Annotated in this window: 19 protein-coding genes; 10 read left to right on the top strand and 9 right to left on the bottom strand. The window is 62.3% G+C overall.

Annotated features, from left to right (window positions below):
• The first annotated feature begins 185 nt into the window (after positions 1-185).
• Entirely contained in the window at positions 186-1,517 is a 1,332-nt protein-coding gene (locus CO657_RS13900) for a dicarboxylate/amino acid:cation symporter (RefSeq protein WP_012558461.1), read from the top strand.
• Positions 1,518-1,982: 465 nt separating this feature from the next.
• On the opposite strand, the gene CO657_RS13895 is transcribed toward CO657_RS13900, so the two are convergent.
• Positions 1,983-3,041, bottom strand: coding sequence for a glycosyltransferase family 4 protein (locus CO657_RS13895; RefSeq protein WP_054182598.1), 1,059 nt, complete (start codon positions 3,039-3,041; stop codon positions 1,983-1,985).
• Between the two features lie 27 nt (positions 3,042-3,068).
• A complete protein-coding gene (gene greA, locus CO657_RS13890; RefSeq protein WP_003565408.1) occupies positions 3,069-3,545 on the bottom strand; it encodes a transcription elongation factor GreA in 477 nt (158 codons plus the stop codon).
• A 254-nt stretch (positions 3,546-3,799) separates the two neighbouring features.
• Here greA and CO657_RS13885 point away from each other — a divergent pair, with 254 nt between their 5' ends.
• Complete coding sequence (locus CO657_RS13885; RefSeq protein ID WP_041671488.1) at positions 3,800-5,032, top strand: putative DNA modification/repair radical SAM protein; 1,233 nt, start codon at positions 3,800-3,802, stop codon at positions 5,030-5,032.
• Positions 5,032-6,483: a UdgX family uracil-DNA binding protein gene (locus CO657_RS13880; RefSeq protein ID WP_041671746.1), complete on the top strand. Its 1,452-nt coding sequence runs from the start codon at positions 5,032-5,034 to the stop codon at positions 6,481-6,483. The genes CO657_RS13885 and CO657_RS13880 overlap by 1 nt, the downstream gene beginning before the upstream one ends.
• A 63-nt stretch (positions 6,484-6,546) precedes the next feature.
• Here CO657_RS13880 and carB read toward each other — a convergent pair whose 3' ends face one another.
• The gene (carB, locus tag CO657_RS13875) at positions 6,547-10,035 is read right to left on the bottom strand and encodes a carbamoyl-phosphate synthase large subunit (RefSeq protein ID WP_054182599.1); all 3,489 of its coding nucleotides are present in this window, start codon (positions 10,033-10,035) and stop codon (positions 6,547-6,549) included.
• Between the two features lie 433 nt (positions 10,036-10,468).
• Here carB and ypfJ point away from each other — a divergent pair, with 433 nt between their 5' ends.
• The gene (gene ypfJ, locus CO657_RS13870) at positions 10,469-11,389 is read left to right on the top strand and encodes a KPN_02809 family neutral zinc metallopeptidase (RefSeq protein ID WP_003593152.1); all 921 of its coding nucleotides are present in this window, start codon (positions 10,469-10,471) and stop codon (positions 11,387-11,389) included.
• Positions 11,390-11,574: 185 nt separating this feature from the next.
• Here ypfJ and CO657_RS13865 read toward each other — a convergent pair whose 3' ends face one another.
• Complete coding sequence (locus CO657_RS13865) at positions 11,575-12,567, bottom strand: aldo/keto reductase (protein ID WP_054182600.1); 993 nt, start codon at positions 12,565-12,567, stop codon at positions 11,575-11,577.
• 336 nt (positions 12,568-12,903) lie between these two features.
• Between CO657_RS13865 and CO657_RS13860 the strand changes: the two genes are divergently transcribed.
• Positions 12,904-14,148, top strand: coding sequence for a TCR/Tet family MFS transporter (locus CO657_RS13860; protein ID WP_054182601.1), 1,245 nt, complete (start codon positions 12,904-12,906; stop codon positions 14,146-14,148).
• Here CO657_RS13860 and CO657_RS13855 read toward each other — a convergent pair.
• Positions 14,115-14,294, bottom strand: a complete 180-nt coding sequence (locus tag CO657_RS13855; protein ID WP_128715556.1) for a hypothetical protein — start codon at positions 14,292-14,294, stop codon at positions 14,115-14,117. The two genes, CO657_RS13860 and CO657_RS13855, sit on opposite strands and share 34 nt — an antisense overlap.
• Between CO657_RS13855 and CO657_RS13850 the strand changes: the two genes are divergently transcribed.
• On the top strand, positions 14,293-15,696 hold the full coding sequence (locus tag CO657_RS13850) for an MATE family efflux transporter (RefSeq protein WP_054182602.1): 1,404 nt from the start codon (positions 14,293-14,295) through the stop codon (positions 15,694-15,696). The genes CO657_RS13855 and CO657_RS13850 overlap by 2 nt on opposite strands.
• Positions 15,697-15,713: 17 nt before the next feature.
• Here CO657_RS13850 and CO657_RS13845 read toward each other — a convergent pair whose 3' ends face one another.
• Together CO657_RS13845 and carA are read right to left on the bottom strand one after the other, a co-directional pair.
• Positions 15,714-16,034, bottom strand: a complete 321-nt coding sequence (locus tag CO657_RS13845) for an antibiotic biosynthesis monooxygenase family protein (RefSeq protein ID WP_054182603.1) — start codon at positions 16,032-16,034, stop codon at positions 15,714-15,716.
• A gap of 126 nt (positions 16,035-16,160) precedes the next feature.
• On the bottom strand, positions 16,161-17,366 hold the full coding sequence (gene carA, locus CO657_RS13840; RefSeq protein ID WP_041671741.1) for a glutamine-hydrolyzing carbamoyl-phosphate synthase small subunit: 1,206 nt from the start codon (positions 17,364-17,366) through the stop codon (positions 16,161-16,163).
• 270 nt (positions 17,367-17,636) lie between these two features.
• Here carA and CO657_RS13835 point away from each other — a divergent pair, with 270 nt between their 5' ends.
• The gene (locus CO657_RS13835; RefSeq protein ID WP_049736298.1) at positions 17,637-18,089 is read left to right on the top strand and encodes a GatB/YqeY domain-containing protein; all 453 of its coding nucleotides are present in this window, start codon (positions 17,637-17,639) and stop codon (positions 18,087-18,089) included.
• A gap of 108 nt (positions 18,090-18,197) precedes the next feature.
• Here the strand turns inward: CO657_RS13835 and CO657_RS13830 are convergent, their stop codons facing one another.
• Together CO657_RS13830 and CO657_RS36750 are read right to left on the bottom strand one after the other, a co-directional pair.
• Complete coding sequence (locus CO657_RS13830; protein WP_054182604.1) at positions 18,198-19,085, bottom strand: hypothetical protein; 888 nt, start codon at positions 19,083-19,085, stop codon at positions 18,198-18,200.
• 448 nt (positions 19,086-19,533) lie between these two features.
• Positions 19,534-19,695 (bottom strand): hypothetical protein, encoded by a 162-nt coding sequence (locus CO657_RS36750; protein ID WP_156339779.1) that lies wholly within the window; start codon positions 19,693-19,695, stop codon positions 19,534-19,536.
• A 61-nt stretch (positions 19,696-19,756) separates the two neighbouring features.
• On the opposite strand from CO657_RS36750, the gene dnaG reads away from it, so the two are divergent.
• The 3 genes from dnaG (at position 19,757) to CO657_RS13810 (ending at position 24,916) form a co-directional block, all read left to right on the top strand.
• Complete coding sequence (dnaG, locus tag CO657_RS13820) at positions 19,757-21,757, top strand: DNA primase (RefSeq protein ID WP_054182605.1); 2,001 nt, start codon at positions 19,757-19,759, stop codon at positions 21,755-21,757.
• The gene (recQ, locus tag CO657_RS13815; RefSeq protein ID WP_054182606.1) at positions 21,757-23,622 is read left to right on the top strand and encodes a DNA helicase RecQ; all 1,866 of its coding nucleotides are present in this window, start codon (positions 21,757-21,759) and stop codon (positions 23,620-23,622) included. The genes dnaG and recQ overlap by 1 nt, the downstream gene beginning before the upstream one ends.
• A 106-nt stretch (positions 23,623-23,728) precedes the next feature.
• Positions 23,729-24,916, top strand: a complete 1,188-nt coding sequence (locus CO657_RS13810) for a glycine C-acetyltransferase (RefSeq protein WP_054182607.1) — start codon at positions 23,729-23,731, stop codon at positions 24,914-24,916.
• The last annotated feature ends 116 nt before the right edge of the window (positions 24,917-25,032 follow it).

Raw genomic sequence — 25,032 nt, 5'->3', positions numbered from 1 at the left:
GCATTTCTTAATGGGCTGTCAGCGGCCTTAAAAATTTTTATTGAATAAAATCAATATTTTGGATGCGGACGCCAAAACTGGCACGGTGATTGCGAAGGAGATGGCAACAACGGCTGAGCTGTTGGATTGAAGCGAACGGCTCGGGAGGCCGGAGTTCGTTCCGGACGAGCCTTAAGGAGGACATCATGATCGCAGCACCATTCGATGCAGTCGCAGACAGCACGGGCAAGAAGCCCTTTTATTCCCATCTCTACGTTCAGGTTCTCGCCGCCATCGCCGCGGGTATCCTTCTCGGCCATTTCTATCCCGAGCTCGGCGCGCAGCTGAAGCCGCTCGGCGATGCCTTCATCAAGCTCGTCAAGATGATCATCGCTCCGGTGATCTTCCTGACGGTGGCGACCGGCATTGCCGGCATGAGCGACCTGAAGAAGGTCGGCCGCGTCGCCGGCAAGGCGATGCTGTACTTCCTGACCTTCTCGACCTTGGCGCTAGTCATCGGCATGGTCGTTGCCAACGTCGTCCAGCCCGGCGCCGGCATGAATATCGATCCGGCGTCGCTCGATCCGACCGCCGTCGCCACCTACGCTTCGAAGGCGCATGAGCAGAGCATCGTCGGCTTCCTCACCAATATCATTCCGACGACGATCGTCGGTGCCTTTGCCGATGGCGACATTCTGCAGGTGCTGTTCTTCTCGGTGCTCTTCGGCATCGCGCTTGCCATGGTCGGCGAAAAGGGTGAGCAGGTCGTCAATTTCCTCAACGCCCTGACGGCTCCGGTCTTCAAGCTCGTCGCCATCCTGATGAAGGCTGCCCCGATCGGCGCTTTCGGCGCCATGGCCTTCACCATCGGCAAGTACGGCATCGGATCGATCGCCAATCTCGCCATGCTGATCGGCACTTTCTACCTCACCTCGCTGCTCTTCGTTCTCGTCGTTCTCGGCGCCGTCGCCCGCTATAACGGCTTCTCGATCCTGGCGCTGCTGCGCTACATCAAGGAAGAGCTGCTGCTGGTTCTCGGCACCTCGTCGTCGGAGGCCGCACTTCCGGGCCTGATGAACAAGATGGAAAAGGCCGGCTGCAAGCGTTCGGTCGTCGGCCTCGTCATCCCGACAGGCTATTCCTTCAATCTCGACGGCACCAACATCTACATGACGCTGGCAGCGCTGTTCATCGCCCAGGCAACCGGCATCAACCTCTCCTGGGGTGACCAGATCCTGCTGCTCCTGGTGGCGATGCTGAGCTCGAAGGGTGCCGCCGGCATCACCGGCGCCGGCTTCATCACCCTTGCCGCCACGCTCTCCGTCGTGCCGTCCGTGCCGGTCGCCGGCATGGCGCTGATCCTCGGCATCGACCGCTTCATGTCGGAATGCCGGGCGCTGACCAACCTCGTCGGCAATGCCGTGGCGACGATCGTCGTGGCACGCTGGGAAAACGAACTGGATACCGCGCAGCTCGCCAGAGCCCTGGGCGGCCAGGCAGAAGAGAGCGCTCCGGCCGGACTGCAGCCTGCGGAATAATCAGCGATTGCTGGCAATCTTTGCAGCGGCCCGTTATCTGACGGGCCGTTCGCTTGTTTATAAACTCGATCTCTACTCGACGTCATCCTGGGCGTTGTGCCGCTGCTGACCGGGAGTATGTCATTGCTTGGGGACACGAGCAGGGGCACAACGTCTACCCAACATCACGGCCTAGGAGATCGGTGAGGGCCGCCCCTCATCCGGCTGCCGCCACCTTCTCCCCGTAAACGGGGCGAAGGGGACAAGCCGCGACCTCGGCCTCATCGGCCCGGACGGCCGCTTCCGTCGCTTCGCTCCGCCGCGTCCGTCCAGGCCGATGAGGCCCGAAGCAGCACACACGACAGAATGAAAACTGTCAGGCATCATCCCGGTCCAAAGTGTCGACCATCAATCCGGTCGTTCAATCAGCATCAACCGGACAGCCGCGGGACAAGCTCGAGTATGACTGCTGCTCAACGGGCTGTTTTAGCCGCGGTTGTCACCGAGAAGGCGATCGTAGACTGCGCCGATCGCGTTTGCTTCCTTCTCCAGCGCAAAATTCGCTCTGACATGGCGCAGCGCATTCTCGCCATGGGCAATCGCCAAAGCGGGATCGGCGATATAGGGGGCGATCGCCTGTGTCAGTGCTTCACTGTTGCCGGCAGCCACCACCGAGCCGGTCTCACCTTCGGCAATGAGTTCGGCATAGGCGCCGGCGTCGGATGCCACCACCGCCGTTCGCGACGCCATGGCCTCGAGCGGGGTCAGGCCGAAACCTTCGTTGCGGGAGGGGGCGACATAAAGCGTCAGGCGGCGGTACCACACCTTGATATCGGGCACTTCGCCGAGGAAGAGGATACGGTCGCTGAGGCCGGCGGCGGCGACATCCGCTTTGAGCTTGTCTGCGAAGGCGGTGTGCTCGGCCGTCACCCGGCCGGAGACGACCGCCGTCCATTCCGGGTGCTGCGGCAGGAGTTCGATCATTGCCCGGACGAAAAGATCGGTGCCCTTCTGATGGCGCACGCGGCCGAAACAGCCGACCAGATGGCGGCCGGGCAGGCCGGTGGCGGCAATGCCGTCTTCCGCCGTTTCCGGCGGATGGAACAGCGAAAGGTCGACGCCGTGCTGGATGACCGTGTGGGGCACCTCGAGGAACGAGCCGGAGCGGTCACTGGTCGCGATCACTGCGTCCATGCGGCGGATCAGCCATTTCGTATAGGCGGTATGGCGGCGCTGCGCGGCCGAAGTGAAGAGGAGCTTCAGCGGCATGCGCAGGAGATAGCGAAGCAGGATGCCGACGGCCATCTCGTTGTTGCGGCGGGCGTGCCAGACACGCCGCCGCCGGCGCGCCGGCGGGCGCCAGAGGCCAAGGAGCTGCGACCATCTCAGCTTCGCCAAGCCTTCCGGCAGGCCGGGGCCGAGCGTTGCGATCCTCATGCCGAGCCGGATCTGGCAGGGGATGAGCTGGACGATGGTCGACGTGACGCCGGAGAGCCGGCGCTTGAAATTGGGCGCGATGATCTCGACGTCACGCAAATCAGGCAAGGGAGGGGTCTCGTCTGTGGCGGGCGATCAGCCCCAGGAAACCTGGAGGATTTCGTAGGCCTTGGAGCCACCGGGCGCATTGACCTCGATGGAATCGCCGACTTCCTTGCCGATCAGCGCGCGGGCGATCGGCGAGGAGATGGAGATGCGGCCGGCTTTGACGTCGGCTTCCTGATCGCCGACGATCTGGTAGGTCTTTTCTTCTTCGGTATCTTCGTCGACGAGCTTCACCTTGGCGCCGAACTTGATCTTGTCGCCGGACATTTTCGTCAGGTCGATGACCTCGGCGCGCGCCGTCAAATCTTCCAGCTCGCTGATGCGGCCTTCATTGTGACTCTGGGCTTCCTTGGCGGCGTGATATTCGGCGTTTTCAGAAAGGTCGCCATGGGCACGGGCTTCGGCGATCGCCTCAATGATTCGAGGGCGCTCCTCCTGCTGACGCCAGCGCAGTTCTTCCTGCAGCTTGACGAAACCACCCGGTGTCATTGGTACCTTTTCAACCATTTTTCTGTCCTTCACTCCTTGTATCCACGCAGTAGGCGCGAACACAAAAGAAAACAGGTCCCGAAGGGGAGCTTCGGAACCGTGCCACAATCCTAGTTAAGTGCTTATAGCAGATCGCCAAGGCCGATTTCCAGAAAATTCGCATGAACGGAAAAGCGAGCCACCGCGATACCGGGTCATCAGGCCCAAAAACGCGGTTGAGGCAGGATCGCCGCGATTGACTTTGTCCGCAAGAACATATAGTGAACATACTAATGAAGAAATCGCTAACAGAACGCTTGGCCATCCTTTCCGATGCCGCCAAATATGATGCTTCCTGCGCTTCCAGCGGCACGGTGAAACGCGATTCGGCGGCAAGCGGCGGGCTCGGCTCGACCGAGGGGTCCGGCATCTGTCATGCCTATGCCCCGGATGGGCGATGCATTTCGCTTCTGAAAATACTGCTGACCAATTTCTGCATCTACGACTGCGCCTATTGCATCAATCGCTCGTCGAGCAATGTCGAACGGGCGCGCTTCACGCCCGAGGAAGTGATCTGGCTGACGCTGGAATTCTACCGCCGCAATTATATCGAGGGCCTGTTCCTTTCCTCGGGCATTATCCGCTCGTCCGATTACACGATGGAAGAGATGGTCCGCATCGTCCGCGAACTGCGCGTGACGCATAATTTTCGCGGTTATATCCATCTGAAATCGATCCCGGAGGCATCGCCGCGGCTGATCGAAGAGGCGGGGCTTTTTGCCGACAGGCTGTCGCTCAATATCGAGTTGCCGACGGATAACGGCATCAGCCGCTTTGCGCCGGAAAAGAAGCCCGCCAATATTCGCCGATCGATGGGCGATCTGAGGCTGAAGATCGAGGCCGCCGGCGAGCCGACGCTGCGCACGAAGAAGCGTCAGCGCTTCGTGCCGGCCGGCCAGAGCACGCAGATGATCGTCGGTGCGGACGGCGCGAATGATGCGACGATCCTTGCGACCAGCGGCCGGCTTTACAGCAGCTACGGCCTGAAGCGTGTCTATTATTCCGCCTTCAGCCCGATCCCGGATTCATCGAAAAACCTGCCGCTGATCAAGCCGCCGCTGATGCGCGAACACCGGCTCTATCAGGCAGACTGGCTCTATCGGTTCTATGGGTTCGGCATCGACGAAATTACTGCCAGCCAGACCGGCGGCATGCTCGACCTCAACCTCGACCCGAAGCTTGCCTGGGCGCTGGCGAACCGGGCCGAATTTCCCGTCGATATCAACAAAGCCGAACGTGAACGCCTACTGCGCGTTCCCGGTCTCGGCACGAAGACGGTCAAATCAATCGTTTCGGCTCGACGCTTTCGCCGGCTGCGGCTCGACGATCTGTCGCGGCTCGGCATCTCGATCAAGAAGGTTCAGTCCTTCATCTCGGCGGAAGGCTGGTCGCCGCGCCGGCTGATCGACCGCCCGGACCTTCGCGCCATGTTCGAGCCGAAACCTGAACAATTGTCGCTGCTATGATGCGCCGGGTCGTGCTTGCGGGACGGGGCGATCTTGCCGAATGGCGCGATGCCGCGCGCGCCTTCGCGGCCGCCGGCATTTTGCCTGAGGAGATCGACTGGCGGGAAAGAAGCGCAGAGGCGGATCTTGCCTTTCAACGCGACGCCATGCCGCCGGCGCCGGTGACACGCAAGCCGATGACGGTGCCGCCCGCCTTTATCGAGCTTGCCGAGACGGTTCTCTGCCACTCCGACCCGGCGCGCTTCTCCTTGCTTTACCGCCTGCTCTGGCGGCTGCAGCTGGACCGGCAACTGCTCGAAGTGGCCTCCGACGAGGATGTCGTGCGGGCTCGCCTGATGGCAAAAAATGTCCGGCGCGACGCCCACAAGATGACGGCTTTCGTCCGTTTCAAAGAGGTTGGTGCGGCAGCGGCGGGCCGTCGAAAATTCATCGCCTGGTTCGAGCCGGACCATCATATCGTCAGGCGCACGGCGCCATTTTTCCAACGGCGCTTCACCGATATGGACTGGCTGATCGCCACGCCCAAGGGGTCGGCGGCCTGGGACGGTGCGCGGCTGACGCTCAGCGACGCGCCCTGCGAGAAGCCCAATCTCACCGATGCCACCGATGATCTCTGGCGCACCTACTATGTCAGCATCTTCAACCCGGCGCGGCTGAAGCTGAAGGCGATGCAGGCGGAAATGCCGAAAAAATACTGGAAGAACCTGCCGGAAGCCGATCTTATCCCTGGGCTGATCGCATCCGCCGAGAGCCAGGTGCGGGCCATGGCCGCGCGCGAGGCGACGCAATCGCTTCCCTTTCACGACCGGCTTCAGGAGGCCGCCCGCAACCTTCCCATAGAACCTGAAGCGCCGGCCGGCACGCTTGAAGCGCTAAGCGCCGAAGCTGGCGCCTGCACCCGCTGTCCGCTTCATGCCAAGGCGACACAGACCGTCTTCGGGGAGGGGCCGCGCGATGCGGAGGTGATGTTCGTCGGCGAGCAGCCGGGCGATCAGGAGGATATCGCCGGGCGCCCCTTCGTCGGCCCGGCCGGCAAGCTGCTCGACCAGGTGATCGCGGACGTCGGCATCGACCGTTCGGCGCTCTATGTCACCAATGCCGTCAAGCATTTCAAATATGAGCCGCGCGGCAAACGCCGCATCCATCAGAAGCCCAATATGGGGGAGGTGAAGCATTGTCGCTGGTGGCTGGATCTGGAACTGGCGCTCGTTAAGCCGAAGCTGATCGTTGCCATGGGGGCGACCGCGCTTGCGGCGCTGACCGATGTGAAAGAGCGCCTGCAGGACGTCAGGGGAAAGGCAATGGCGATCGAAGGAGGACGCACGCTCTTCGTGACGGTGCATCCCTCCTATCTGCTGCGCATTCCCGACGAGCGGTTGAAAGCGGAGGAGATGGTGCGATTTCGCAACGATATGCTGGAGATTCAGCGGCTTATGGCGTCCGCCGGATAAAGTGATTCCGGTGAAGCGGCGCCACCGCTCACCGAGCGATGGCGCCGCTGGAATTGCTCTATCTCAAGCGAAGTAGCTCTGCAGCGGCCGCACTTCGAGATTGCCCGCCTTCAGCGCCTTGATCGCCTGGGCCGCGGCTTCGGCGCCTGCCATGGTGGTGTAATAAGGCACCTTTTGCATCAGCGTCGCGCGGCGCAGCGACTTCGAGTCCGAGATCGCCTTGTTGCCGTCGGTGGTGTTGATGACCAGCTGGACCTGGCGGTTGCGGATGGCGTCCTCGATATGCGGACGGCCTTCCAGCACCTTGTTGATCTTGGTGGCGGTGATGCCGTTTTCGCCGAGGAAGCGGGCCGTGCCGCCGGTCGCCAGCACCTTGAAGCCCTGTTCGACGAGGATGCGGATCGCCGGCAGCACGCGCGGCTTGTCCTCGTCGCGCACCGAGACGAACACCGTTCCGTCACGCGGCAGCTCGACGCCAGCGCCGAGCTGCGACTTGGCGAAGGCCAGCGCAAAATCGGTGTCGAGGCCGATGACTTCGCCGGTCGAGCGCATTTCCGGGCCGAGCAGCGTGTCGACGCCGGGGAAGCGGGCGAAGGGGAAGACCGCTTCCTTGACGGCGATATGCGTGAGCTTGCGCGGATCGGGCTTTTCGCCATAGGCGGCGAAGGTCGCGTCGAGTTTTTCGCCGGCCATGACGCGGGCGGCGATCTTGGCGATCGGTGCGCCGATGGTCTTGGCGACGAAGGGTACGGTGCGCGAGGCGCGTGGATTGACTTCGAGAACGTAGACGGTGCCATCCTTGATTGCGAACTGGACATTCATCAGGCCGCCGACATTGAGCGCCTTGGCCATCGCCTTTGCCTGGCGCTCCAACTCGTCGAGCAGTTCGACGGGTAGCGAGCGCGGCGGCAGCGAGCAGGCGCTATCGCCGGAATGGATGCCGGCTTCCTCGATATGCTCCATGATGCCGGCGACATAGACGTCGGTTCCATCGCAGAGGCAGTCGACGTCGACTTCGATGGCGTGGCTGAGGTAGCTGTCGAAGAGCAGCGGGTTCTTGCCGAGCAGAGTGTTGATCTGGCCGGTCTTGTCGTTGGGATAACGCTGCTTGATGTCTTCGGGCACCAGTTCCGGAACCGTGTCGAGCAGGTATGTCTGCAGCTGGCCTTCCGAATGCAGGATCTGCATGGCGCGGCCGCCGAGCACGTAGGACGGGCGCACGACCAGCGGGAAGGCGATTTCGGCGGCGACCAGGCGGGCCTGCTCGACCGAGTAGGCGATGCCGTTGTTCGGCTGGTTGAGATCGAGCTTCATCAGAAGCTTCTGGAAACGGTCGCGGTCCTCGGCAAGATCGATCATGTCGGGTGCCGTGCCGAGGATCGGGATGCCGTTCTTCTCGAGCGCCTCGGCAAGCTTCAGCGGCGTCTGGCCGCCGAACTGGACGATGACGCCGACGACTTCGCCCTTTTCCTGCTCGGCCCGCAGGATCTCGATCACGTCCTCGGCCGTCAGCGGCTCGAAATACAGGCGATCGGACGTGTCGTAGTCGGTCGAGACGGTTTCCGGGTTGCAGTTGATCATGATCGCTTCATAACCGGCATCCTTCAGCGCGAAGGCGGCATGGCAGCAGCAATAATCGAACTCGATGCCCTGGCCGATGCGGTTCGGGCCGCCGCCGAGGATGACGACCTTCTTGCGGTCGGAAACCTCAGCTTCGGAGCGGGCGACGCCGACGAAGGGCGTCTCGTAGGTCGAATACATATAGGCGGTCGGCGAAGCGAATTCGGCGGCACAGGTATCGATACGCTTGAAGACCGGGCGGACGTTGAGGCTGTTGCGAAGTTCGGCGACCTGCTTGGGGCGCTTGCCGGTCAGCGTCGCCAGACGCGCGTCGGAAAAGCCCATGGCCTTCAGCATGCGCAGGTTCGCGGCATCCTCGGGCAGGCCGTGCTCGCGGATGCGCGCTTCCGTGTCGATGATATTCTTGAGCTCGGCGATGAACCAGGGGTCGATCTTGCAGCCCTCGTGCACCTCTTCGATGCTGAGGCCCATGCGCAGCGCCTGGGCGACCATGCGCAGGCGATCCGGCGTCGGCGTGCCGATGGCGGCGCGGATGGCGTTGTGGCTGGATTCGCCTTCCTCGGAATCGGGGATCTCGATCTCGTCGAGGCCGGTCAGGCCGGTTTCGAGGCCGCGCAGCGCTTTCTGCAGCGATTCGGCGAAGGTGCGGCCGATCGCCATGACTTCACCGACAGACTTCATCGCGGTCGTCAGCACCGGCGAGGCGCCGGGGAATTTCTCGAAAGCGAAACGCGGGATCTTGGTGACGACATAGTCGATCGACGGTTCGAAGGAGGCAGGCGTTGCGCCGCCGGTGATGTCGTTGTCCAGCTCGTCGAGCGTATAACCGATGGCGAGCTTGGCGGCGACCTTGGCGATCGGAAAGCCGGTGGCCTTGGAGGCGAGCGCCGAGGAGCGCGAGACGCGCGGGTTCATTTCGATGACGACCAGGCGGCCGTCCTTCGGATTGACGGCGAACTGGACGTTCGAGCCGCCGGTTTCGACGCCGATCTCGCGCAATACCGCGATCGAGGCGTTGCGCATGATCTGGAATTCCTTATCGGTCAGCGTCAGCGCTGGCGCGACGGTGATCGAATCGCCGGTGTGGACGCCCATTGGATCGATGTTTTCGATCGAGCAGATGATGATGCAATTGTCCGCCTTGTCGCGGACGACTTCCATTTCATATTCCTTCCAGCCGAGCACCGATTCCTCGACCAGCACTTCGGTGGTCGGCGAGGCGTCGAGGCCACCGCCGACGATCTCGAAGAATTCCGAGCGGTTGTAGGCGATGCCGCCGCCGGTGCCGCCCATGGTGAAGGAGGGGCGGATGATGGCGGGCAGGCCGACGTGGTCGATCGCCTGGGCGGCAATCGCCATGGCGTGGCTGATGTAACGCTGCTTGCGATCGCTCTCGCCGAGGTTCCACTGGTTTTCCAGTTCGTCCAGTGCCTTGTCGAGATCGGATCCGGAGAGGCTGTCGCGCAGTTTGTTGCGCTCGGCCTCGTGCGTCTTGCGGTCGAGGTCCTTGATGTCGGTGGCGTTCGCCAGCATCGAGCGCGGCGTTTCAAGCCCGATACGGGCCATCGCCTCGCGAAACAGCGCCCGGTCCTCGGCCATGTCGATGGCGGCGGGCTTGGCGCCGATCATCTCGACATTGTAGCGGTCGAGCACGCCCATGCGCTTTAGCGAAAGCGCGGTATTCAGCGCCGTCTGGCCGCCCATGGTCGGCAGCAGCGCATCCGGGCGCTCCTTGGCAATGATCTTGGCGACGACCTCGGGGGTGATCGGCTCGACGTAAGTTGCATCAGCAAGGCCCGGATCGGTCATGATCGTCGCCGGGTTGGAGTTGACGAGGATGACGCGATAGCCTTCCTCCCGCAGCGCCTTGCAGGCCTGGGTGCCGGAATAGTCGAACTCGCAAGCCTGGCCAATGACGATCGGTCCCGCGCCGATGATGAGGATCGATTTGATGTCTTGGCGCTTCGGCATGGGCGATATCCATTGTCTGGCTGCGCAAAAAGCCGGCCAGGGTGGGAGATCACCGGGTCGGGTCGCGCATTGAAGGTCTTTTCAGGCTAGAAGCGGCTTATAGGCAAATGTATTTGCAAACGGAACCCCATAAATCGCGGAATCGACAGGAATCCAACACGGCGTGACAGCCTATCTCCGCCCGGGCACGACGAGCACCCGTATTTCGCCGACGCGCGTCGGACCGGCGAGGGCGACCGTTGTCGCCTGAAGCCCGATCCGCCTCTATATCAGCGGCTCAATCTTGCACTCGCGGCCGGCGGTGTTGCGGCGCTTCACGGCCCTGGCGCAGGCTGGGGCCTCAGCTGCCCGATGAAGCCGCTGGAATTCCCTTCGCCGACGGATATATAGATTCGTTAAGGTGCAAGCACAGGCATTGCCGGGGAGAGCGAAGATGGAATGGAGAGGCCGGCGTCAGTCCGACAATATCGAGGATCGCCGCGGCGATCCGGGCAGCGGCGGTTTCGGCCGCGGCGGTGGCTTCAACTTTCCCTCCGGCGGCGGCGTTCGCCGCGCCGGCGGCGGCTTGAGCATCGGCACGATCATCTTCCTCGTCGTCATCTATTTCATCTTCAAGATGATGGGCGTCGACCTGCTGCAGGTGCTCGAGGGCGGCGGCATGACGAGCGGCCCCGGCTACGAACAGAGCCAGTCGGAAGGCACGCGGACGCCCGCCAATGATGAGATGACCGCCTTTATGCGGACCGTTCTTGCCGAAACCGAGGATACCTGGACGGGCATCTTCCAGGCGCAAGGCCAGACTTACGAGGAGCCGCGCCTCGTGCTGTTTTCGGGCTCGACGGCATCGGCCTGCGGCTCCGCATCGGCGGCAACCGGACCGTTCTACTGCCCCGGTGACCACAAGCTCTATCTCGACACGGATTTCTTCCAGGAGCTTTCCAACCGGTTCGGCGCGTCTGGCGATTTCGCCGAGGCCTATGTCGTCGCTCACGAGGTCGGCCATCACGTGCAGAACCTGCTCGGCATCCTGCCGAAGTTCAACCAGGCCCGCCAGCGCATGAGCGAGGAAGAGGCCAACAAGATGTCGGTGCGCGTCGAGCTGCAGGCCGATTGCTTCGCCGGCATCTGGGGCAAATATACCCAGCAGAAGGGCTTGCTGGAGTCCGGCGACCTCGAGGAGGCGCTCAACGCCGCCCAGCAGATCGGCGACGACACGCTGCAGAAGCGGTCCCAGGGTTACGTCGTGCCCGAGAGTTTCAACCACGGCACTTCGGCGCAGCGCGTCAGATGGTTCAAGCGCGGCTTCGACAGCGGGCAACTGTCGGCTTGCGATACGTTCTCCGGGCCGGTTTGAGGTTGCTTAGCTAAGGTTTTCGTGTGTCGCCCCCTCATCCGCCTGCCGGCACCTTCTCCCCGCTGGGGCGAAGGGAGTCGGTCGCCGCAGCGTCTCGACTCCCTCTTCTCCCCTCGGGGAGAAGGTGCCCGTAGGGCGGATGAGGGGGCTGCACGGCAGGACGTTTCAGTACCTTTGACCTAACCTTATCTCTCACTATCCATATGCTGCAGCATATGTTCGGGATAACGCCCGCCGGCAGCCGCATCCTTCGGGACGGCGCGTTCGATCGCGGCGAAATCGTCTGCCGACAGATCCACCGCGCGTGAGCCGAGAGCCTCGGTCAGCCGGTCGCGGCGGCGGGCGCCGATGATCGGGACGATATCCTTGCCCTTGGCGGCGACCCAGGCGATGGCGATCTGGGCGACCGAGACGCTCTTTGCCTCCGCGATCTCCCGCAGTTTTTCCACCAAAGCGAGGTTCTGCTCGATATTGCTCGCTTGGAAGCGTGGGCTATGGGTGCGGAAGTCTCCGGCCGCGGCCTGGCCCTTTTGCCAATGGCCGCTGATCAGGCCGCGCGAGAGCACGCCGTAGGCGGTGATCGAGATGCCGAGTTCGCGTGTCGTCGGCAGGATCTTCTCTTCGATGCCGCGCGAGATCAGCGAATATTCGATTTGCAGGTCGACGATCGGGGCAACGGCGGCGGCGCGGCGGATGGTGTCGGCGCCGACTTCGGACAGGCCGATATGCCTGACATAACCCGCTTTGACCATGTCGGCGATCGCGCCAACCGTATCCTCGATCGGCACGTTCGGATCGAGGCGGGCCGGGCGGTAGATGTCGATATAGTCGACGCCGAGACGCTGCAGCGTGTAAGCGAGGAAGTTCTTCACCGCGCCTGGGCGGGCGTCGATGCCGCTCCAGCCGCTGGCGGGATCGCGGAGCGCGCCGAATTTGACGCTGATGACGGCATCCTCGCGCCTGCGACCCTTCAACGCCTCCCCAATCAGCATCTCATTATGGCCCATGCCGTAGAAATCGCCGGTGTCCAGCAGATTGACGCCGGCATCGAGCGCGGCATGGATCGTCGCGATACTTTCGGCGCGGTCGGCAGGGCCGTACATGCCCGACATGCCCATGCAGCCGAGGCCGATGGCCGAAACATCGGGTCCGGTCTTTCCCAAACGATAGGTCAGCATTGTCTTCTCCCTGATCCGCGCCCGAGCGGCGCTGCCGGATGCCGCTTTTACAGCCTTCGCCCCTGCGCGATAATCCGGATGGTCTCGAACGGGCCGTGCGGAGAGGCGCACAATGAATGTTCATTCCCCGAATGATCTGGACGTCGTCAATGCGATTGCAAGGGAGCCAACGATCACGTTGCCGCGCCCAACGGTTGAGACGGTTCACAAATTTCCCGGTCAGAATTATCAAAAACTTTGAAATGTTCACGGATTGTTTCGGTTTCTTTTCTGGGCTATGTCAGTTTCTCGGCGACGAAATCGTCTTTTCAGAAGCAACCGCTGTAGAGATGCCTCATGCTTGACCCCAAATTCGTCCGTCGCGGCCTTTTCCTGGTCTTCATCATCCTCTTCCTCGACATTATCGGCATCGCCATCATCATGCCGGTGCTGCCCGCTTATCTGGAGCAGTTGACCGGCGGCGGCGTCAGCGATGCGGCGATCGATGGCGGCTGGCTGATGCTCGTCTATGCCGGCATGCAATTCCTGTTCGCGCCGCTGCTCGGAAACCTGTCCGACCGGTTCGGCCGCCGGCCGATCCTTCTGCTGTCGGTGTTGACCTTTGCGATCGACAATTTCATCTGCGGCATCGCCACCAGCTTCTGGATGCTGTTCGTTGGCCGCGTGCTTGCCGGCATCAGCGGCGGCAGCTTTGCCACGTGCTCGGCCTATATCGCCGATATCAGCACCGAGGAGAACCGGGCGAAGAATTTCGGGCTGATCGGCATCGCCTTCGGCGTCGGCTTCACGATTGGCCCCGTCATCGGCGGTGTCCTCGGCGAATTCGGCCCGCGTGTGCCGTTTCTCGGTGCGGCCGCACTCTCGTTCGTCAATTTCATCGCCGCCTGCTTCCTGCTGCCGGAAACGCTGGAGGCCAGGAATCGCCGCCGCTTCGAGTGGAAACGCGCCAATCCGCTCGGCGCGCTGCGGCAGATGCGTCACTACCCGGGCATCGGTTGGGTCAGCCTCGTCATGTTCCTGTTTTTCCTCGCGCATGCCGTCTATCCGTCGGTCTGGTCCTTCGTCTCGACTTATCGCTACGGCTGGAGCGAGGGACAGATCGGCCTGTCGCTCGGTATCTACGGCATCGGCGCGGCACTGGTGATGGGACTGGTATTGCCGCGTGTCGTGCCTCTGCTCGGCGAATGGAAGACGGCGCTTCTCGGCCTCTGTTTTTCGGCTGCGGGGCTCACCGGCTATGCCTTCGCCTGGGAGGGCTGGGTGGTCTATGTGGTGATTATTGCGACCGTCATGGAAAACGTCGCCGATCCGCCGCTGCGCAGCATCGCCGCCGGCAAGGTGCCGCCCTCAGCGCAGGGCGAGCTGCAAGGGGCGCTGACCAGTCTCAGCAGCATCACCACCATCATCGGGCCGCTGATCTTCACGCAGTTGTTCAGCTATTTCACCCGGCCAGAGGCGCCCGTCACCTTTGCCGGGGCGCCCTATCTGACTGCTGCCCTGTTCATCCTGGTGGCCGCCGGCGTGTTCCTCGTGCTGGTTCGGGTCCGTCAGCCGGCGGAGGCGCTGGAGGCGGCGGGTTGATCGATCAGAAACGGTGATACGATGATGAATTTTTCATCATCTGCCTGTTTAGGGTGGTTCTTTGCTGGGGTTTGATCTAAATCCCGATGATATTTCTCCGCAGATTGCGCGGCGACCCATATTTCAATCACAGGACTAGGTGTCATGGACACGCCGATCGACGCGCGCAGGCTTGCGCCGACAACCGATAATCGTTGGGGCGCACATTTCCGTGCAACGCTGGCGCTCGGCATTCCGCTGATCGGCGCGCAGCTCGCCCAGCTCGGCATCAACACCACCGATGTGATGATCGTCGGCCGCCTCGGCGCCGAGCATCTGGCGGCGATGGTGCTGTCCGCACAGTTCCTGTTCACCATCCTGATCTTCGGTTCGGGCTTTGCCATCGCCGTCATCCCGATGGTGGCGCAGGCCTATGGCCGCGGCGACGTCGTCTCCGTGCGCCGGGCGCTGCGCATGGGTCTCTGGGTGGTGATCGCATATTGGGTCATCATGCAGCCCGCCTTCTTCAATTCGGAGCAGATCCTTCTCTTTGCGCAGCAGAAGCCCGAGGTGGCCAAGCTCGCCCATGGCTACATCATGATCGGCCAGTTCGGCGTGCTGCCGGCGCTGCTCTTCAACGTCATGCGCGCGCTGGTCAGCGCCATCGGCAAGGCGGGCATCATCCTCAACGTCACCATCGCCACGCTGGTGCTGAACGCGATCTTCGCCTATGCCCTGGTGCTCGGCCATTTCGGCTTTCCGGCGATGGGGCTCGAGGGTGCTGCGATCGTGTCGGTCGTCGTACAGACGGCAGGCTTCCTCTTCATCCTGGCCTTCGTGCAGCGGCGGGAGGAGACACGGCGCTACGAGATCTTCGTGCGGTTCTGGAGGCCCGACTGGCATGCGCTGCTGGAGGTCCTCCGGCTCGGTTTTCCGATCAGCGTCACCGTGCTTGCCGAGGTCAGCCTGTTTACGGTGGCCTCGTTGCTGATGGGTTATATCGGCACCATCGAGCTCGCCGCTCACGGCATTGCCCTGCAATGGGCTTCGATCGCCTTCATGATCCCGCTCGGCCTCAGCCAGGCGGCGACGGTGCGCGTCGGGATCGCCCACGGGCAGGGCGATTACCGCGGGCTGGTGCGGGCTTCGATCATGGTGCTCATCCTTGCCTGCGCCATTTCGGCGGTGGGCTCGGTGCTGTTTGCCACCATGCCGCAATTCCTCGGCAGCTGGTTCCTCGACGTCAATTCGCCGGAGGCGCCCGCCGTGCTTGCCTATGCCGGGCCGCTGATCGTCGTCGCCGGGCTTTTCCAGCTGGTCGACGGGTTGCAGGTGGTCGCCAACGGATTGCTGCGCGGCCTGAAAGACGCACGTGTGCCGATGATCATGGCACTGATTGCCTATTGGCCGATCGGCTTCTTCCTTGCCTGGGCCTTTGCCTTCCCGCTGGGCTTCGGCGGCATCGGCATCTGGTTCGGTTTCCTCGTCGGGCTGGCGGCGGCCGCCGTCATGCTCTGCTGGCGGTTCTATCTTCTGCTTCGCCGGGAAGGAGCGATGGCCGGCGCCTGAGCCGGCCATCCTTATCCTCAAGCCGCGACAGGCTTGTAGCTCGCCATGTCGGCGCGAATGCCGAGACGCGCGAACATTTCCTGCGGGTCGAAATTGGCGGCCTTGTGGGCGGCTGCGACAGTTGCCCGCACACGCTCGACGACCTCGGCGCTTTCCCATTGGGCAATGGTCACGAAGTTGAACTCGCCGGGACCGGCGACCTGTTCCAGCACCTTGTGATCGATGAAGCCGTCCTGTGCCTCCAGCAGTTTGTGGGTCATCATCACATTGACGAGAAATTCCTCGCGCGCCGCGGCCGGCACAACGAACTTATCGACTCGAAAGAAAGCTCCGCTCATCCATTTTCTCCTGCATCAGATATCTGCGGGCAATTCTGTAATTCCTTAACTTAAGTTGAGGTCAATATGCGGAGCAAAGAAAAGGCCCGGTCGACGGGCCTTTCTTGAAATCGATGTTGGCTGAAATCAGCGTTCGGCGAGCGCCGGTTCGCCCTTCTTCTCGCGCACCATGTTGATGAAGCGGCGGAAGAGATAGTGGCTGTCCTGCGGGCCGGGAGAGGCTTCCGGATGGTGCTGGACGGAGAAGACCTGCTTGCCGAGCACGCGCAGGCCGCAATTGGTGCCGTCGAAAAGCGAAATATGAGTCTCTTCAACGCCATCGGGCAGCGACTTCGAGTCGACTGCGAAGCCATGATTCATCGAGACGATCTCGACCTTGCCGGTCGTATGATCCTTGACGGGGTGGTTGGCGCCGTGATGGCCCTGGTGCATCTTCTCGGTCTTGGCGCCGAGGGCAAGGCCGAGCATCTGATGGCCGAGGCAGATGCCGAAGACGGGGATATCGGTTTTAACCAGAGTCTTGATCACGGGCACGGCATATTCGCCGGTCGCCGCCGGATCGCCCGGGCCGTTCGACAGGAAGATGCCGTCCGGCTGCATGGCGAGCACGTCTTCGGCGCTCGTTGCCGCCGGCACGACGGTCACCTTGCAGTCGAGACCGGCGAACAGACGCAGGATGTTGCGCTTGACGCCGTAATCGAGGCAGACGACGTGGTATTTCGCGTCCGCTGCGGCGAGTTCGCCATACCCTTCATTCCAGACCCACGGCGTCTCGGTCCATTGCGAGGATTGGCCCGACGAGGCGATCTTGGCAAGGTCGAGACCTTCGAGGCCGCTCCAGGCCTTGGCTTCGGTCTTCAGCGCCTCGATATCGAAGACGCCGTTCGGATCGTGAGCGATCACCGCGTTCGGGGCGCCATTCTCGCGGATCCAGGCGGTCAGCGCGCGCGTGTCGATGCCGCAGAGACCGATGACGCCGCGCGCCTTCAGCCATTGGTCGAGATGTTTGGCGGCGCGGTAGTTCGAAGGGTCGGTGATGTCGGCCTTGAAGATGACGCCGACGGCGCCGTGGCGGGCAGCAGGCGTCAGATCCTCGATGTCTTCATCATTGGTGCCGATATTGCCGATATGCGGAAAGGTGAAGGTGACGATCTGGCCGAGATAGGAGGGGTCCGTCAGGATCTCCTCGTAGCCGGTCAGCGCCGTGTTGAAAACCACTTCGGCCTGGACCTTGCCGGTGGCACCGATGCCCTTGCCTTCGATGACCGTGCCATCGGCAAGAACGAGGAGGGCGGTCGGCTTTTCGATTGTCCAGGGTGCTGTCGCGGTCATCTTCATCCCGTTTCCGGCGGCCGGCGCGCGTTGCCGCGCTCGTCGCCATTTGATCTCGCAGGCGTGTGGACACGGCAATGCCGCGCGCTTCAGGCCTGATCACGAATTTTGGTGCAGGTGGCGGTAAATAGCCACGCAATCGCGTAGCGTCAATCTTTGTTGCGGAGATTGCCGCCGTTTTCCTGCGCTTTATCGCGACGACCGCGCAATTTATTTGATCCGCCGCATCAGCGTGGTTTATGAAGCGGCATCAAAACAGGAGTGAAGACCATGCTGCGCGATCAACTCGCCACCCAGCTGAAAGAGGCGATGAAGGCCAAGAATGCGGAGCGGCTTTCCACCGTCCGGCTGATTCAGGCCGCGGTCAAGGATCGCGATATCGCCAATCGCGGCACCGGCAAGGAGCAGGCGAGCGACGACGAGATCCTGCAGATTCTGGCCAAGATGGTGAAACAGCGCGACGAATCGGCAAAGATCTACGAGGAGAATTCCCGGCCGGAGCTTGCCGCCAAGGAGCGCGCCGAAATCACCGTCATCCAGGATTTCATGCCGAAGCAGCTTTCGGATAGTGAGGTGCGCGCCAATGTGTCGGCGATCATCGCCGAGACCGGCGCTGCCGGCGCCAAAGACATGGGCAAGGTGATGGCCGCGCTCAAGGAGCGTTATGCCGGCCAAATGGATTTCGCCAAGGCGTCGGCGACCGTCAAAGAACTTCTGAGTTAATGCATGCCGCCCGGAAGCGTGCAGCGGTTCCGGACAACGACATGCATCAAAATAAAGGGCTAAAGCGCAAGGAGCGAATCTGAAAATCGCGACGCGCTTTAAGCCGGCTCAGACCATTCGTCTTGCCTGCGGTTCATCAAGGACCGCAGGCCCGAGCACCGCTTCAGCCGCGGCATCGATGATGGCGAATTTCGCCGCCTGATAATTCCAGTATTCGAGAATGAAGCGGCGCGACAGCCAGAAGTCGCCCTTGCGGGAGGGTTCTGTCCAGCCGACGCTTTCCATGGTTGCGGCTTGCGTCAGAAGCCGCTTCAAGTGGGTGTTTGAGATCATGAACTGTTCGCGGATTTCTCTCAGCGACAGAGGGCCGACCACGACACGTTCGGCCGTGCGGGGAAATTCCGGAAGGCGCGAGATCAGGTAGTCCATCACCAGCCCGCCGGTATTTGCCCAGTTGAAGAGGTTGAAGGTGGGGCCGGGATTGCGCACCGCTTCGCTCCCGATGATCGCCCTGGCGATGCGCGGCTGGATCGCTGCCATCATCGCCGAGGGGTCGGCGCTGACCTTGCCGGCGCGTTCGCCGCCATCGAGGCTGTCGAGGATCATCAGATGGGCGACGAGCCATCGGGTGAAATGCTGCTCGGCGGTTTCCGTGGGCTCCAGATAGCGCGTGCGCTTGTCGGGGCCGGGAACCGGACGCAGGAAACGATAGGCCAGCATTTCCTGCATGAAGGCCGCGGCCGTATTGCGGCTGGCGATGTCATTCCTGACCGCGAAATCGATGAAGCGGCCGGAATAGAGACCGCTCTTGCCGTCGTCGGGATGGCCGTAATGAAGCGCAAAGCCGGCATGGGCCATCAGCCAGCGCTGCTGTGCGGCGAAAATCGAGGCGATGCGCGGGCTCTCACGATAGATCGTGAGCATCTGATCGGCGCAATGCAGGATCGCAGCGAGAAAACGATCGTCTGCTGCAAGAGTTTCAGCGGTAGAGGCCATATGGAAGGGTCCAGGGAATTCGGCGCATACTTCTTTCACGCAAGCGCCGCCTGTCAACGGTTTTGTCAATAATCGGTTAATTTCAAAAGGGAATTTGTATCAGGGGAAGCCAAAATTTAAGAAGGCAGGAGCTGGGGGCGCTCCTGCCTTCTTGCTCTTTGCTTCCGCCGGCAAACGCAGGGCCGAGGCCCAAGCCGGAGGGTATTTGCAAAGGCACCCTTGCGAAGCGGCGCCGGGGGTAGGGATGGTGCTTCGCTCGGGGATCGCTTTGTTGAGATCGAACCTATTGCGGTGCGGCGGCTTATTCAAATTACAAAAAAATAATGATTGCCGAAAACGTCGTTTTTGGCGGCTTCGAAGCGAAGGCTCGCGGGGCGGCGCCGGGATAAGGCTGCGCCATCAACGCAGGTGATAAGCACCTGTTTTGAAACGATTTAACTTGGCTCCCTCAAAGGCCGCCACTCTTGCCGAGACGTTTGCGATGGTGGAATTTCAGCGCTTGAAAGACAATAATGTCGCACCCTGTCGCAGGGGGCGATAACGCGTTTTTGATTGGATAACTGACGCCATCGAGGACGGCTGCACTTGCCTGTGAATAGCGGGTTTTCATGACAAGTTTCGTGGCATGACGCGGCAAAGCAGCTTATATGGAGGCTGGCCAAGAGGTATAAATGCGCTTTTCCAACACTTTTCTCGATGATATTCGCGACCGCGTTCCGATTTCGAACGTGATTGCGCGCCGTGTCAGCTGGGATAAGCGCAAGACCAATGTGTCGCGCGGCGACTACTGGGCCTGCTGCCCGTTCCACGGTGAGAAATCCCCGAGCTTCCACTGCGAGGACCGGAAGGGCCGCTATCATTGCTTCGGCTGCGGCGTCACCGGCGACCATTTCCGCTTCCTCACCGAGCTGGAGGGCTTGAGCTTTCCCGAGGCGGTGCAGCAGATCGCCGATATGGCCGGCGTTCCGATGCCGCTTGCCGACCCTGTGATGGAGAAGCGCGAGAAGGAACGGGGCTCGCTGATCGACGTCATGGAAATGGCGACACAATTTTTCCAGGATCAATTGCAGACGGCGAATGGGGCGAGGGCGCGCGCCTATCTGCGCGACCGCAGCCTGACCGGGCGCACCATCGAGACCTTCCGTCTCGGCTATGCGCCTGACAGCCGCAATGCGCTGAAGGAATTTCTCGCCGGCAAGGGCGTCACCAAAGAGCAGATCGAGGCCTGCGGCCTGGTCGTTCATGAAAACGTGCCGGTGTCCTACGATCGCTTCCGCGACCGCATCATGTTCCCGATCCTCTCGTCGCGGGAAAAGGTGATCGCCTTCGGCGGCCGCGCCATGTCATCAGATGCGCCGGCGAAATATCTGAACTCCAACGAGACGGAGCTCTTCCACAAGGGCAATGTCCTTTATAATTTCGCCCGCGCGCGCCGCGCCATCCAGGGGCCGGGCCGCAGCGATGCCCAGGACGACAATGCGAGCGGCACCATCATCGCCGTCGAAGGCTATATGGACGTGATCGCGCTCTATCAGGCGGGCATCGAGAATGCCGTCGCGCCGCTCGGCACGGCGCTGACCGAAAACCAGCTCGAGCTGCTCTGGAAGATGGTGCCACAGCCGGTGCTCTGCTTCGACGGCGACGGCGCCGGTATCCGCGCCGCCAACCGTGCCGCCGAATTGGCGCTGCCGCATCTGAAGCCCGGCCGTTCCGTCCGCTTCGCGCTTCTGCCGGATGGCAAGGACCCCGACGATCTCGTGCGCGACGATGGCCGCGCCCCCTTCGACAAGGTGATGAGCCAGGCCAAGCCGCTGTCGGAGATGCTGTGGAGCCGGGAGGTCAATACCGGCAAGTTCGACACGCCCGAGGCGCGCGCCGAACTCGAGGCGCGGCTGAAGCAGCTGGTCGCCGTCATCGCCGACGAGAATGTGCGCCGTCATTACCAGCAGGATATTCGCGACCGGTTGAACGCCTTCTTCCAGCCGCAGTTTCAGAACCGCAACAATGGCGAGCGCCGCGGTTTCAGCGGCAATTCCCGCACCGGCCGCGACAATACGGGTAAGGCAGGGCCGAAAAGCCCCAGCCTCATTTCCGACCGGCTCGCTCGCTCAGGCCCGGTGCGCGGCCACCGGGACAATACAGCGCTGCGCGAAAGCGTGCTGGCGCTCACTATCGTCAATCATCCATCGCTGATGATCGACGATTATGACGAGATCGCCGCGATCGATTATGACAGCCGTGAGTTGAAGCAGCTCTGGTCGGCTGTGCTTGGGGCAGCGGCTGCCGTCGCCGGCCCACATCTGACGCGCGAATATCTGACCGAAAGGTTGGAATTTGAAGGCTTCGGTCCGCTGATCAAGAGCCTCGACCAGCAGGTGCGCAATGCCAGACTCTGGACGGCGACCGAGGAGGCGGCGATGGAGGATGCGCGTGAGGGGTATCGCCAGGCGCTCGCCTTCCACAAACGGGCAAAGGCGCTGCGCCGGCAGAAAATGGAACTCGAACGCGAGATTGCGCTGGCGACGGAAGCCGGCGACGGCGAGGCGATCGTTCAACTGATGCGAGCGCAACAGGAAGTGCATTTCGAAGGTGTGCGGCTTGAGAACCAGGAGGCGATCATCGACGGCTTCGGCGTGCTCTCCGGCCGCGTCAAAGGGGCGGCGAACCACTGATGCCGCAGACCGAACGGAACGAACCGGGCTTTTCCGCCTCCGATGCGCTGTTTTCCGCCGGCCGTGCGCCGCTCGATATTCTCAAGCAGGTCTATGGCTATTCCTCCTTCCGCGGCAAGCAGCAGCTGGTGGTCGAACATGTAGTCGCCGGCGGCGATGCTGTGGTGCTCTTCCCCACAGGCGCGGGCAAATCGCTGTGCTTCCAGATCCCGGCGCTCTGCCGTGACGGCGTCGGCATTGTCGTTTCGCCGCTGATTGCGCTGATGCGCGATCAGGTCGAGGCGATGAAGCAGCTAGGCATCCGCGCCGCCGCGCTCAATTCGTCGCTGTCGCGCGAAGAGTTCGTCGAAGTCCGCCGCGCGCTTTCGGCAGGAAAGCTCGACCTTCTCTACGTTACACCCGAGCGCATTCTGACCGATGGCTTCCGCGAGCTGATTGCCAACGAGAAGATCGCGCTGTTTGCCATCGACGAGGCGCATTGCGTTTCGCAATGGGGTCATGATTTCCGGCCGGAATATCGCGCGCTCGGCCAGCTTGGCGAACAATATCCCGGCGTGCCGAGGGTGGCGTTGACGGCGACGGCCGATCCGCATACACGCGACGACATCATCGAGCGGCTGGGGCTCGACGCTGCCGAGATCTTCACCACCAGCTTCGACCGGCCGAACATCGCTTACGAAATCGTCGAGCGCGACCAGCCGCGCCAGCAGCTGTTGCGCTTCCTGTCCGGCCACAAGGGAAACAGCGGCATCGTCTATTGCCTGTCGCGCGCAAAGGTCGAGGATACGGCGGAGTGGCTGAATGGGCAGGGCGTGCGCGCGCTTGCCTATCATGCCGGCATGGACCGGGCGGTTCGCGACGCCAATCAAGATGCCTTCCTGAAAGAGGAAAACCTCTGCCTGGTCGCCACCGTCGCCTTCGGCATGGGCATCGACAAGCCGAATGTGCGGTATGTCGCCCATCTCGACCTGCCGGGCTCGGTCGAGGCCTATTATCAGGAGACCGGGCGCGCCGGCCGTGACGGCCTGCCGTCGGAGGTCTGGATGGCCTATGGCATGGCCGACGTCATCCAGCGCGGCCGGATGATCGACGAGGGCAGTGCTGCTGCGGAGATCAAGCGGGTCGAGCGCGCCAAGCTCAATGCATTGCTGGCGATTTGCGAGACCGCCTCCTGCCGCCGCCAGGCGATCCTTGCACATTTCGGCGAGGCGCATGCCGGACAATGCGGCAATTGCGACACCTGCCTGAAGCCGGTCGAGACCTGGGAGGGCACGGAAGCGGCGATCAAGGCGCTGGCCGCGATCTACCGTACCGGCGAACGTTTCGGCGCCGGCCACGTCATCGATGTGCTTGTCGGCAACGTCAACGAAAAGACCGAGCGTTTCGGCCATGTCGATATGCCTGTTTTTGGCGCCGGCAAGGATATTCCATCGCGCACCTGGCAATCCGTCTACCGCCAGCTGCTCGCCATGGGGTTGATCCGTGTCGATCACGAAGCCTATGGCGCGCTGAAGCTGGAGCCGGAGGCGCGCGCCGTCTTCAAGCAAGAGCGGCAGGTGTTCTTCCGCAAGGACCGCCCGGCCTCGGAACGGCGCGCCAAGAAGGCTGAACGCAGCGAGCGCAAATCGGGATTGTCAGGCGCCGACGGCACCCTCTTCGACGCGCTGCGGGCCGAGCGCATGGCGATCGCCAAATCGCTCGGCGTGCCGCCCTATGTGGTCTTTCCCGATACGACGCTGATCGCCTTTGCGACGGAACGGCCGAGGAGCCGCAAGGAACTGCTTGCCATATCGGGCGTCGGCCAGGCGAAGCTCGAGCGTTACGGCGATGCGTTCCTGGAAATCATCCTGGCGCAGGACGGCTGAACGGGCCGGCCGATGTTCCTGCTGATCTCGGCCCAGCGGTGAAGAAGACAAGCCGGCGGCGATATGCTAACCCGAGTGCTATAAAAAACATCAGGAAGGGCCGCCCATGACCTCGCCATTTCTCTCCCATCTCAGGGCCGAAATTTCGGCGCTGAAGGATGCCGGCCTCTATAAATCCGAACGGGTGATCAGCTCCAAGCAGGCAGGCGAGATTGCGATTTCGACCGGCGAGCGGGTGCTGAATTTCTGCGCCAACAACTATCTCGGCCTTGCCGACAATGAGGAGCTGGCCGCCGCCGGCAAACAGGCGCTCGACCGTTATGGCTACGGCATGGCCTCGGTGCGCTTCATCTGCGGCACGCAAGAGGAGCATAAGCAGCTCGAAGCGCGCATTTCCGCCTTTCTCGGCATGGAGGACACGATCCTCTATTCCTCCTGCTTCGACGCCAATGGCGGCCTGTTCGAAACGCTGCTCTCCGAGGAAGACGCGATCATCTCGGATGCGCTGAACCACGCCTCGATCATCGACGGCGTCAGGCTGTCGAAGGCCAAGCGCTTCCGTTATGCCAACAACGATATGGCAGCCCTCGAAGAGGAGCTGAAGAAGGCCGAAGGCAGCCGCTTCAAGCTGATCGCCACCGACGGCGTCTTCTCGATGGATGGCATCATCGCCAATCTCAGTGGGGTCTGCGATCTCGCCGAGAAATATGGCGCCATGGTCATGGTCGATGACAGCCATGCGGTCGGCTTCGTCGGCAAAAACGGCCGCGGCTCGCCCGAATATTGCGGCGTCGAAGGCCGGATCGACATCATCACCGGCACGCTCGGCAAGGCGCTCGGCGGCGCCTCGGGCGGGTATACCTCGGCAAAGGCAGAGGTCGTCGAATGGCTGCGGCAGCGCTCGCGGCCCTATCTGTTTTCGAACACGCTGGCACCAGTCATCGCCGCCGCCTCATTGAAAGTGTTCGACCTCATCGAAAACGGCGATGCCTTGCGCCAGCGCCTGTCCGACAATGCCGATCTTTTCCGCACCGAGATGACCAAGCTCGGATTCACGCTCGCCGGCGAAGGCCATCCGATCATCCCGGTCATGCTCGGCGACGCCAAGCTTGCACAGGATATGGCGGGGCTGATGCTGAAGAAGGGCATTTACGTGATCGGCTTCTCCTTCCCCGTCGTGCCGAAGGGCCAGGCCCGCATCCGCACGCAAATGTCGGCTGCGCATTCCAGGGCGGATGTGGAGCGGGCGATTGCGGCCTTTGCGGAAGCGGGGCGGGAACTGGGTGTGATTTGAGAATGAGGCTGCCCCTCACCCTAACCCTCTCCCCGTAAACGGGGCACGTGCCCTGCGAGATGATGGTGGGGACGGAGAGGTCGCCGCTTGTCTCCTTCGCCCCGCCTGCGGGGAGA

The sequence above is a fragment of the Rhizobium acidisoli genome (assembly GCF_002531755.2).
GTDB classification, from domain to species: domain Bacteria; phylum Pseudomonadota; class Alphaproteobacteria; order Rhizobiales; family Rhizobiaceae; genus Rhizobium; species Rhizobium acidisoli.
Note: the sequence above shows the minus strand (reverse complement) of the source record. Positions and strands in the feature narration are given on the sequence as shown.

What these genes read in the sequence shown, in the direction of transcription:
- CO657_RS13900 (WP_012558461.1), top strand. Translation starts at nt 186, where the DNA reads ATGATCGCAGCACCATTCGATGCAGTCGCAGACAGCACGGGCAAGAAG.
- greA (WP_003565408.1), bottom strand. Translation starts at nt 3,545, where the DNA reads ATGGTTGAAAAGGTACCAATGACACCGGGTGGTTTCGTCAAGCTGCAG.
- CO657_RS13885 (WP_041671488.1), top strand. Translation starts at nt 3,800, where the DNA reads ATGAAGAAATCGCTAACAGAACGCTTGGCCATCCTTTCCGATGCCGCC.
- CO657_RS13880 (WP_041671746.1), top strand. Translation starts at nt 5,032, where the DNA reads ATGCGCCGGGTCGTGCTTGCGGGACGGGGCGATCTTGCCGAATGGCGC.
- carB (WP_054182599.1), bottom strand. Translation starts at nt 10,035, where the DNA reads ATGCCGAAGCGCCAAGACATCAAATCGATCCTCATCATCGGCGCGGGA.
- ypfJ (WP_003593152.1), top strand. Translation starts at nt 10,469, where the DNA reads ATGGAATGGAGAGGCCGGCGTCAGTCCGACAATATCGAGGATCGCCGC.
- CO657_RS13865 (WP_054182600.1), bottom strand. Translation starts at nt 12,567, where the DNA reads ATGCTGACCTATCGTTTGGGAAAGACCGGACCCGATGTTTCGGCCATC.
- CO657_RS13860 (WP_054182601.1), top strand. Translation starts at nt 12,904, where the DNA reads ATGCTTGACCCCAAATTCGTCCGTCGCGGCCTTTTCCTGGTCTTCATC.
- CO657_RS13850 (WP_054182602.1), top strand. Translation starts at nt 14,293, where the DNA reads ATGGACACGCCGATCGACGCGCGCAGGCTTGCGCCGACAACCGATAAT.
- CO657_RS13855 (WP_128715556.1), bottom strand. Translation starts at nt 14,294, where the DNA reads ATGACACCTAGTCCTGTGATTGAAATATGGGTCGCCGCGCAATCTGCG.
- CO657_RS13845 (WP_054182603.1), bottom strand. Translation starts at nt 16,034, where the DNA reads ATGAGCGGAGCTTTCTTTCGAGTCGATAAGTTCGTTGTGCCGGCCGCG.
- carA (WP_041671741.1), bottom strand. Translation starts at nt 17,366, where the DNA reads ATGACCGCGACAGCACCCTGGACAATCGAAAAGCCGACCGCCCTCCTC.
- CO657_RS13835 (WP_049736298.1), top strand. Translation starts at nt 17,637, where the DNA reads ATGCTGCGCGATCAACTCGCCACCCAGCTGAAAGAGGCGATGAAGGCC.
- CO657_RS13830 (WP_054182604.1), bottom strand. Translation starts at nt 19,085, where the DNA reads ATGGCCTCTACCGCTGAAACTCTTGCAGCAGACGATCGTTTTCTCGCT.
- CO657_RS36750 (WP_156339779.1), bottom strand. Translation starts at nt 19,695, where the DNA reads ATGAAAACCCGCTATTCACAGGCAAGTGCAGCCGTCCTCGATGGCGTC.
- dnaG (WP_054182605.1), top strand. Translation starts at nt 19,757, where the DNA reads ATGCGCTTTTCCAACACTTTTCTCGATGATATTCGCGACCGCGTTCCG.
- recQ (WP_054182606.1), top strand. Translation starts at nt 21,757, where the DNA reads ATGCCGCAGACCGAACGGAACGAACCGGGCTTTTCCGCCTCCGATGCG.
- CO657_RS13810 (WP_054182607.1), top strand. Translation starts at nt 23,729, where the DNA reads ATGACCTCGCCATTTCTCTCCCATCTCAGGGCCGAAATTTCGGCGCTG.